This window comes from Tepidibacter formicigenes DSM 15518, assembly GCF_900142235.1.
GTDB classification, from domain to species: Bacteria; Bacillota; Clostridia; order Peptostreptococcales; family Peptostreptococcaceae; genus Tepidibacter; species Tepidibacter formicigenes.
This window is the reverse complement of sequence record NZ_FRAE01000081.1, coordinates 1-9722: the sequence shown is the minus strand read 5'-3', so window position 1 is coordinate 9722 and position 9722 is coordinate 1. Positions and strand designations below refer to the sequence as shown.

The 9722-nt window shown below is 26.4% G+C and carries 11 protein-coding genes; 10 read left to right on the top strand and 1 reads right to left on the bottom strand.

Going from position 1 to position 9722, the window contains the following annotated elements; translation table 11 throughout:
- On the top strand, nt 1-212 hold a 212-nt coding region (locus BUA77_RS14285), incomplete at its 5' end, for a hypothetical protein (RefSeq protein ID WP_330390107.1).
- Nucleotides 213-594: 382 nt separating this feature from the next.
- Here the strand turns inward: BUA77_RS14285 and BUA77_RS11780 are convergent.
- On the bottom strand, nt 595-921 hold the full coding sequence (locus BUA77_RS11780) for a hypothetical protein (protein WP_072890494.1): 327 nt from the start codon (nt 919-921) through the stop codon (nt 595-597).
- A gap of 282 nt (nt 922-1203) precedes the next feature.
- Between BUA77_RS11780 and BUA77_RS11775 the strand changes: the two genes are divergently transcribed.
- The 9 genes from BUA77_RS11775 (at nt 1204) to BUA77_RS11740 (ending at nt 9670) form a co-directional block, all read left to right on the top strand.
- Nucleotides 1204-2079, top strand: coding sequence for an NgoPII family restriction endonuclease (locus BUA77_RS11775; protein WP_072890491.1), 876 nt, complete (start codon nt 1204-1206; stop codon nt 2077-2079).
- Between the two features lie 15 nt (nt 2080-2094).
- Nucleotides 2095-3099 (top strand): DNA cytosine methyltransferase, encoded by a 1005-nt coding sequence (locus tag BUA77_RS11770; protein WP_072890487.1) that lies wholly within the window; start codon nt 2095-2097, stop codon nt 3097-3099.
- A 219-nt stretch (nt 3100-3318) separates the two neighbouring features.
- Entirely contained in the window at nt 3319-3951 is a 633-nt protein-coding gene (locus BUA77_RS11765) for a recombinase family protein (protein ID WP_143151359.1), read from the top strand.
- A 328-nt stretch (nt 3952-4279) separates the two neighbouring features.
- Nucleotides 4280-4414 carry a hypothetical protein gene (locus BUA77_RS14575; RefSeq protein ID WP_278280575.1) on the top strand — a complete coding sequence of 45 codons (135 nt, stop codon included), beginning with the start codon at nt 4280-4282 and terminating at the stop codon, nt 4412-4414.
- Nucleotides 4415-4516: 102 nt separating this feature from the next.
- On the top strand, nt 4517-5071 hold the full coding sequence (locus BUA77_RS11760) for a hypothetical protein (RefSeq protein ID WP_072890483.1): 555 nt from the start codon (nt 4517-4519) through the stop codon (nt 5069-5071).
- Nucleotides 5072-6144: 1073 nt separating this feature from the next.
- Nucleotides 6145-7497, top strand: coding sequence for a hypothetical protein (locus tag BUA77_RS11755; protein WP_072890480.1), 1353 nt, complete (start codon nt 6145-6147; stop codon nt 7495-7497).
- Nucleotides 7498-7777: 280 nt separating this feature from the next.
- A complete protein-coding gene (locus BUA77_RS11750; protein WP_072890477.1) occupies nt 7778-8011 on the top strand; it encodes a hypothetical protein in 234 nt (77 codons plus the stop codon).
- Nucleotides 8011-8625: a hypothetical protein gene (locus BUA77_RS11745; RefSeq protein ID WP_072890474.1), complete on the top strand. Its 615-nt coding sequence runs from the start codon at nt 8011-8013 to the stop codon at nt 8623-8625. The genes BUA77_RS11750 and BUA77_RS11745 overlap by 1 nt, the downstream gene beginning before the upstream one ends.
- Before the next feature lie 142 nt (nt 8626-8767).
- Nucleotides 8768-9670 carry a phage/plasmid replication domain-containing protein gene (locus tag BUA77_RS11740; RefSeq protein ID WP_072890470.1) on the top strand — a complete coding sequence of 301 codons (903 nt, stop codon included), beginning with the start codon at nt 8768-8770 and terminating at the stop codon, nt 9668-9670.
- Nucleotides 9671-9722 lie beyond the last annotated feature (52 nt).

Sequence of the window (9722 nt, the reverse complement as noted above, 5' to 3'; positions counted from 1 at the left end):
GATATAGATATATTCAAAAGTACGGAGTAAAAAAACTTTATTTCCATATTTTTACTCCCTATTGCACTTTTTACACGAATCGTGGCCATACCCCAGTATTGATACCAAAGGATGCAGGTATAACGTATTTACCTGTTCTTTTTAATTTCACAAAAGAAAATATATATAAAATAAATAATTGGAAAGGTCTAAAAAATGATGATGTTAAGTAGATATATTTTAGTTGTTATTATATTAGTATTAAATAGTTACAGTATAGTTGATTGAAAAAATACCCTTCTAAGGATTTTACAGGCTCATACAGAGTAGTTTATCTCTTGGATGACAAAATGTACTATTAACTATAAAAATTCTTTTTAAAAGCCTATTTATAGTAGTCTACTTCTATTTGTTATCATTTTTCAGAATTAAAAATAGAACGATTTACGTTATATTAAGATATGCAAATGTATTGAAAATGCTGGTATCGTTCTGAAAAGTTATTTTAGAATGTATTATAGAGAAAAGAAAAATATAAATATGACTTGCTAAGCTCTATCTAATTAGACGACACAAACTTATGCTTCCTCTTACTGTAGAGGAAGTTTTAAATTTTTAAGATTCTAGGCATTGTATTAATTTATTTAACTTATCTATATTCTTTTCTTTTAATAATTTTTCAAATAATTTTTTTGCTTTAGCTTCTTTTTCTTTTTGTTTAGTGTAATTTCTGTGGCAAGTTTTACAATATGCATGTTTAGATGCTATACCATTTATACTATTATTAAAATTTGATAGTGGTAAGATTTCTAGACATTTACTACAGCTTTTACCTATAATACTTTCCTTAAATTTAAGTAAATAAACTGTATAAGTTTTATTTTTTATATTTCTTTCTACTGTTTCAATTTTAATGTGTTTATACACCTCTTCTTGTATCATTTTCTGCCTCCTTAGCTTAATCTTATATTGTAAAATTTATGTTTATTATATCAAAAAAATTTTGTTGTAAAACTTTATTTAATTTAGTAGAATAAAGGGAGTTGAAATGTTTAAAATCTCAAATTATTGAAATGTTATGTTATTTAATCCTGAAGGGAACTGACATCTCTGCCAGTTCCCTTTTTTATGTAAATTTTCACATTAGCCGTGAATTTCTATATAATTAAGACAAAATATTTATTTTATAGTATTATATTATTTTGTGAAGGGGCTGTTTTTGCAATGAATACAAATGTTTTAGTAGCATTAAAAAATTTATTAGAATCAAGAAATAATAAGTTGTTGGAAATTTATGGTGGAAGTAATAGAGCAAATAATATGGGAGATGCTTTAGAGTACTATATTAAGGATTTATTCTGTAATTCATTAGATGAACAAGATTTTGATAAAAAAGATAGAATTTATAGTGAATATTTATCATATTCAGGAGCTAAGAACAATCCTCCAGATTTTATAGTAAAAAAACATATAGCTGTAGAAGTAAAAAAAATTCAAGGATTAGGCTTTGGGAATATTGCTTTAAATAGTTCTTATCCTAAAGATTATATATATTCAAATTCAAAATTAATTACCGAAGCTTGTAGAACTTGTGAAGATGAATTTGGAGGATGGGATAAAAAAGATATAGTGTATGCAATTGGAAACATAGATAGCAAACAAAATAAACTAAAAGTATTGTGGCTATTGTATGGAAATACTTATTGTGCAGACCAGCAAACTTATTTAAGATATAAAGAAGTAATAAAAGAAGGAATAGAAGAAATTAGTGGAGTTGATTTTTCAGAAACTAATGAACTAGGAAAGATTCATAATGTAGACCCTCTTAAAATAACTGAATTAAGAATTCGAGGAATGTGGTCTATAAAACATCCAATGAAAGTTTTTTCTTATTTAACAAAAGATTATTTTAAAGATGATAACTTTAGAGCATATGTATTAATGTTAAAAAGTGATTTTAACAAGATAGATGATAAGTATAAAGAAGAGTTAAATAAATATATAGATAGTGGATTGTTGAGCATGGAAAATGTAGAGATTAAGAATCCTAATAATCCAGTAAAATATGTTGACGCAATTTTATATAAAACAAGCTTTTAAGGAGGACATATTTTAATGAAAGTAGTTTCTTTTTTTTCAGGAGCAGGTGGACTAGATAGAGGATTTGAGAATGCAGGATTTAATATTATATGGGCTAATGAAAAAGATAAAAAAATATGGGATACATATAGATATAATCATCCAAATACAATATTAGAAACAAAGTCAATTACAGATGTTAAAATTACTGATATTCCTAATGAAGAAATATATGGAGTTATAGGTGGACCACCATGTCAAAGTTGGTCATTAGCAGGAGCAATGAGAGGAATAGAAGATGATAGAGGGGCTTTGTTTTATGAGTATTTAAGATTATTAAAAGATATAAATCCCAAGTTTTTTGTTGTTGAAAATGTTCCTGGAATGGTGTCCAAAAGACATATACAGACTTTTGAAAATATTATAAAACTCTTCGAAGTATGTGGTGAAAATGGGTACAATGTAAAGTTTAATATATTAAACTCAAGTGATTTTGGAGTATGTCAAGAAAGAAAAAGAGTATTTTTAATAGGATATAGAAAAGATTTAAACATAAGCTTTGATTTTGTAAAATTAGATAAATTAAAAGTATATCCTAAAGTTACTTTGAGAGAATGTATTGGAGATTTACCAGAGCCTTTAGCTGCAAGAGAGAAGAACAAAGCAAATGAGCAATTAGATGTTTTAAATCATGAATATGCAATAGGTGGATTTTCTAGTATATATATGTCTAGAAATAGAAAAAAAGATTGGAATGAACAATCTTTTACAATTCAAGCTGGAGGAAGACATGCACCATTACATCCAGCATCAGCACCTATGATTAAAGTGGGTAAAGATGAATGGAAATTTGATGAAAACACACCATATCCATATAGAAGATTATCAGTTAGAGAATGTGCTAGAATACAATCCTTTCCTGATGATTTTAAGTTTATATATGAATCTGTTATGCATGGATATAAAATGGTGGGAAATGCTGTACCTGTTAAACTAGCAGAAGCTATTGCTACAGTTATAATGGAAGATTTGAATAAGTAATAAGTATCTAAGAAACTTTCCTAGTATCAAGGGGAGTTTCTTTTTTTATTCACATTCAGTTCGAAAAAGTACACCTTTACGAACTGTAGAAACACTCCTACATGTTTAGTTCGTAAACTATATGAAATCAATTTACAAACGTTTATAAAAAAACATTGACTTTTACGAACGATACGCATATAATTAAAGCGTAAGAAAAGAACAGAAGGAGTGTAGAAAATGGATAATAGAATATTTGCATATATAAGAGTTAGCTCTAAAGACCAAAATATAGAGAGACAAATAAAAGCAATTACAGATTATTGTGATAAGCATAAGCTTGTAATAGATGAAAGAGATGTATACATAGATAGACAGAGTGGTAAGGACTTTAATAGAGAAGATTGGAAGGCACTTAAAAGAAGTATAAGAAAAGGAGATACTCTTATAATTAAGGAATTGGACAGACTAGGCAGAGATATGAATATGATAAAAGAAGAATGGAACGAATTAACTAAGCAAGGAGTAAACATTGTTGTAATAGATAATCCAATACTTAACACTAAGGATAAATCAGATTTAGAACGTAATTTAATATCTAATATTGTATTTGAACTACTTACATACATGGCAGAAAAGGAAAGACAGAAAATAAAGCAAAGACAAAAGGAAGGAATAGAAATAGCTAAGGCAAAAGGAAAGCATATAGGTAGACCTAAAGCAGAGTATCCAAGCAATTGGGAAGAAGTTTATAAGTCTTGGAAAAATAAAGAGATTACAGCTGTAAAGGCTATGGAGCAACTAGGATTAAAGAAAACTACTTTTTATAAATTAGCAAAACAATGGGAGCAAAAGCAAGAAGATGTAAAATAAAGTATTTTTTTATTTCTGTTAAGACAAAAAAATAAGTGCTAATAAAAGCACTTATCTTTTAGCAGCAATACTAAAGCTCATGTAAAAATAAGTTAAGTATTGACTTTAACTTAAAAGTAGATAGTTACTGCCAATAATAAGAACACATATATTTAAACTATATTTATTATACCACTTTTTTAATTTTTTATAAATACATAGGGGGATACTTTACGATGGCTTAAAATGGATTCAGTTAAGGAAATAGATGTAGTTGGTGCTGTTGGATTTATCGAAAAAAATTTAAGTATGATATAATTTAGGAAAAAATAAAGGAGATGAAAAAAAGATGATAACTTTTAATGTTAGTTTACCAGTATTATTGTTATCAAGTTTATTAGTTATAATTATGATTCTAACTTTAAAAAATAAAAATAAATTCCAAAGAAGAAAAGTTATAATAGCTAGAAGAGCAAGAAAATAAAGGATATTAACATCTGTAAGGAGAACTAATACATTGTGTATTAGTATTGTATTAAATTGGGTAATACATAGCTAATACAATGTGTATTAGGAGGAGATAAAGTTGAATAAAATAGATAAGATTTTAGACCTGCAAGAGCAGGGATTTACTAGACAGGAAATAGCCAAAGAATTAGGATATAAAAGATTGGATTCTATGACGAGATATTTAAAAAAACAGGGATATATTTTAGTAGATAATAAATATGTATTAGATGCTAATACAAAGAGTAATACAAATATAGCTAATACAGGAACTAATACAACATCTAATACATTAGAAGTTATAGATGTTAATACAGTTGCTAATACACAAACTAATACAATAGAGCAGTTTGTTAAAGTATTAGATAATAAAATAGTGGAGCTGCTAAGGTCAGACTATGATATTTTAAAAGAAATGATAGATAGATTTAAAAAGAATATGGAAGTACATAACAGTAGTAATATAACTATAGATTTAATAGACGATAGGCACTTAAAACAGTATCCTAAAGCTGTAAGAGTAAACGAATTTGTTTGGGAAGACTGGACTAAGTTTTGTGTGGAACATAATAAGTTTTCTAAAAAAGAATTAATAAGTATGGCTTTAAAGGAATATATGGAAAAACATAAGTAAGATTTAAAAATGATATAATGTTAATTGTTATTACATTGGGAGCTGAGGCTATGGAAAGCTTACCTAAAGAAATTTTAAAAATAAAAGTTAAATTAAAAAAGATAGATATAAAGCAGAAAACTGGAAAGATATTGCAAGATTAAAATGCAAGCAGATATTAAAGAAAAGGAAAAATATAACTACTGTAATTAGGCAGTAGTTATATTTTTTTTATAGATTTGATTTTTCATTACATATTTTAGTAGAGGTATACGAAAATGTATCAAATAAATTTGACAACATACAAATGTATGTACTAATATAAACATATAAGTATTGTTCACGCAAGCGTGAAAAAAAGTAGCCAATGAAGGCTGCCAAAGAAATAAAATATTAAAATAAGAACTTAATAAAAAAGTAACACAGTATAGCCGTATGGATAGAGCCACCTATCTTTATGGCTATATTTTTTGTTTTAATTTCGAAATATGTATTCACTAAATCACCTCCTCGTATAATCTATCATAATTAAATTATAGATTATACCAAGAGGTAACGAATACTTTAATATTATAGAAATCTCTAGAATTGAGTTTACACCTTAATTTGAGATGCTTTATATTTAGACTACCAAAATCATTATAGGTAGTCAAATAAGTTGAAATTACTGAAATTGCTTGTCTGTTTTTCTGAAAGCAAGTATTTTCAATGGGTGCATTTATGAGAAAAATTTTCTTAAAATATTTACAGGTCATTGAAAGTAAAAAAAATAACTATCTTTAAGAATCAAAAAACATTTATATCATAATATCCGACACTAGTTATTTCAATACTTTTAGTTGATTAAAGGGATAAAATTATAGTATACTCTTAATAGGATAAAAAAGGATTTGAAAAAGAAATATAGAATACATATTTAGACAAAAAAAGAAGAAGTCCCTCCAGCGACCAAACTTTAGGGACTTACTTCTTCTTATTGGACTTTTTATACCCTTTTTAGGGCTTATATACGATTTTTATGCTAATAGTATAACATTTCTATAAGGGTATGAAAAGTCCTTCAATAAATATTTTAAAATTTGGGGGATATTTTTATGGCTGTAGCAGTGCAAAAAATAAACAATATACAAAATAAAAAATTTACAGATAAAGAAGTAAAAGAAATACAAAAATTTTTAAGGGATATGCTAATAGGAGCAAAGCCTGAGCAGTATATAAAGATATTTAATAATATAGATTATTATGCAAATGGAATATATATTTATAGAAGTTATACAGTAAAGCAACTTAGGAGTTTTAAAGTATTAAAGGAAATCTTAAATAACAGTCGATTTGAGCCTATAAATTTATTTTATAGTGTAAATACATATAGAGAATATAAAAACTCGTCTGAGGATAATCTAGGGGCTATAAATAATATATTAATAGACATAGATTATAAAAAATCTTTATTTAAAAATCTTTCTAAAGATGAATTTATACAAATGCTAGAGTTAGAATATTTTGGACAAGTTATTCCTTGTCCTAGTGCAATTATATATACAGGTAATAATTTTCATATTACATACAAAATAAAATATCCAGTTAATGCAACTGATAAAGCTAAAACACTTGCTAGAAGAATACAAAAAGAAATATCAAATAAATTAAGTGATTTTAATGCTGATAAATCAGTTAATTTAACTACTTCAACAAGATTTTTACATACATATAATTCTAAAACTATGGATATAGTTAGTACTAAAATTTATAAGAATAAATTATATGAACTTAGAGAACTTCAAAAATGGATGCCAAAGCTACCGAATTGGTACGATAAATGGAAAGAGCAGAAGAAAAAGAATAAGGGTAAGAAGAAAGTATATAACTTTTTTAATTTATATAATCTATTAGTTACAAGACTTGGAGATTTGGAGAAGTTACAGGAACTTAGGAATTTTAGCTGTCATGGGTATCGTGAGCTTATGTGCTTTTTATACAGAAACTTTGCTATGCAGAGTTTACTAATAGGAGATAGTCCTGAAGATGCAGCAAAAGAAGCTGAAAGAATGATGCTTGAATTTAATCAAAGATTTAAAAGACCACTTATAGAAAAAAATATTGAAAGTAAAACAAGAAATGTTGAAAGGAAACAGTATAACTTTAGAAATGAAGCTATTATTGAAATGCTTGGGATTACTGAATCTGAACAGAAGGAACTTAAAACAATAATATCTAAAGAGGAATATAATCGTAGACAGAAAGAGAATCAAAAAAGGCAAAAAGCTAAACAGAAAGAATTAAGAAGGAATGAGAATGGCTTAACATCAAGGCAACAAGCTAAACAGGATAAAATAAATAATATAAAACAATTGTTAGAAAAAGGATTAAAACAAGTTGAAATTGCTAAAGAGTTAAATATTTCTGATAGATATGTAAGGAAGATAGTTAGAGAAATGAAAAAATAGGAACTGAAATGGAACTCTTATATGGGAAGTATTTATACTTCCCTTTTATTAGTAAGGATACGATACTAATAAAAGTATTTTTTATTCTAGTGTTTTTCCTTTTTTAGTGTTGTCTACAATGGCTCTTTATATTCTATGGGCGTAGTCCTGTTATTAACGATTGGTATTTGTTTAGTTCTAGTAAAAATTTAAGTGTCTTTTTTTATTTGTAGTACCACAAATGTACCTTTACTTGGGAATAGTATGTAAGGACTATTTTTTATGTGAAGGGGATGTTTGTATGTATATTGGAGTTAAGCAAAAGATTAATACAAGGGATGAATGTATTTATTATTTTTATCTTTGTAGGAGCTATAGAAAAGATGGAAAAGTAGAATCTGAATCTATCTATATGTGTAGTTTAAGTGAGTATAACTTAAAAGTACCAGTAGATAAATTAAAAGAAAAATTTACAGCTGAAGATTTAGACCTGTTGGAGCAGAAGGTATTACAGCTAAAGGCAGGTGCTAGATAATGGCTAAAACTAATATTAACGCATCTTTTAAGGATTGTTTAGCAATAGAGAACGACCCATTAAATCAATTAAAAAGCTTGGCTTTTTATATGTATTACTTTGGGGAGGAGAATATAGTAAAAATAATAAATATAAAATACGAAAAAGATGAATTATATAAGTATATGCAACATTTAGGAGTAGATAAAATTCTATATTATAGGTGTAGACAAACAGGAACAGTTAAGATTTTAAGAATACAGGAAAAATTTGTAACAGAGAAACATTCTTGTATAATGTTGGAGTATCAGACTAATGGAAAGCTTGGATGGGCAATAGATTCAAAACATATTACAGAAGAATTAGTTTTTTTTATGGATGGAGATGTCTATTTTATAAACTACGACCTTTTAAGAGATTGGTATTCTAAGAATTTAAGGGATTTTAGATATAGATTTGGTGTATGTCCAAGTGATAATATAGATAATTTAAATGTAAATGTACCTATTTTTCATATAAAAGAAGCTCTAGGATTAGAAAATTACGATTATGTAGAATTTAAGGAATACGAGCATATATATAATAGATTGGTAGAGCAGTACAATAAGGAAAAAAATGAGAGCATGAGCTATTAATTTAGCAAATGCTCTTTTTTATTTAAATTTTTTCTATAAATAGTCTTAATTCAATATAAATTTTTTAATCATTAATATACCTGAAACTATTGAAATTACTTTATTTTAGACAATAAAAAAATTTCCCGAGGAGATGGCAAAAATGATAGATACTATAATGCTAACAGCTACAGTAGTAGCTGATGATATAAATATTATTAAAACTTTATTTAGACCTATAGTAGATAATAATAATTTATATTATATATATCAACAAGATAATATAAATTACACTTATATAGATAAGTTTAACTTGTTAAAGATAGTTATTAATCCTAGTAAGTTGTTAGGTAAAGATATTGTAACAGATGCAGATTATAATGCATTTGTAGAGATATATAAGAAACATTTTTATTCTATATTTAATTACACTAACTACATGGAGAAGCTTAGTAGGGTAGATTATAAACTAGATTTTGTAACAGAATACAAGGATTTATATTTAAAGTTAATAAAAAAATCTTATAGTAGCTATAGACATTTAAAACAAAATAATGTTTATGAAACTAGTTTATATTACAATTCTAAATCCTATATTTTAAATATTTATGATAAGGAGCAAGAGCAGGAAGATAAAGCAGATATAAATATTATTATTGATGATAGATACGAAAATATGTTGAGATTTGAAGCACAGCTGAAAAGACCTAGAATATATTATAATTTAAAAAACTGGGGATTATGTGATATACTACCTAACTATTGGAGTGAGTTGGATAGGGATTATTATTTAAATACAGTATTAAGAAATATAGTTTTTGAAGGAGATTACTACAATATTTACCATTCTAAAAAGAAGTTAAAGGAAGTTTATAAGGATAGCACAGTAAAGAAACTTTTAGAATTACAAAAATTAATTAGCAGATATGGAATTACAGGAGCTGAACAGAAATATTCTTATGGGAAACAAACATTTAAAAAACATCTTAATATGCTTCAAGATGCAGGAGTTAATCCAGTATTGGGGTACGGCCACGATTCGTGTAAAAAGTGCAATAGGGAGTAAAAAATTGTAAAATAATCTATAAAAATCCATTTACTTGATATATTACAAATAA

Coding starts and splice junctions, on each gene's coding strand:
- BUA77_RS11780 (WP_072890494.1), bottom strand. CDS start 921: ATGATACAAGAAGAGGTGTATAAACACATTAAAATTGAAACAGTAGAA.
- BUA77_RS11775 (WP_072890491.1), top strand. CDS start 1,204: ATGAATACAAATGTTTTAGTAGCATTAAAAAATTTATTAGAATCAAGA.
- BUA77_RS11770 (WP_072890487.1), top strand. CDS start 2,095: ATGAAAGTAGTTTCTTTTTTTTCAGGAGCAGGTGGACTAGATAGAGGA.
- BUA77_RS11765 (WP_143151359.1), top strand. CDS start 3,319: ATGGATAATAGAATATTTGCATATATAAGAGTTAGCTCTAAAGACCAA.
- BUA77_RS14575 (WP_278280575.1), top strand. CDS start 4,280: ATGATAACTTTTAATGTTAGTTTACCAGTATTATTGTTATCAAGTTTA.
- BUA77_RS11755 (WP_072890480.1), top strand. CDS start 6,145: ATGGCTGTAGCAGTGCAAAAAATAAACAATATACAAAATAAAAAATTT.
- BUA77_RS11750 (WP_072890477.1), top strand. CDS start 7,778: ATGTATATTGGAGTTAAGCAAAAGATTAATACAAGGGATGAATGTATT.
- BUA77_RS11745 (WP_072890474.1), top strand. CDS start 8,011: ATGGCTAAAACTAATATTAACGCATCTTTTAAGGATTGTTTAGCAATA.
- BUA77_RS11740 (WP_072890470.1), top strand. CDS start 8,768: ATGATAGATACTATAATGCTAACAGCTACAGTAGTAGCTGATGATATA.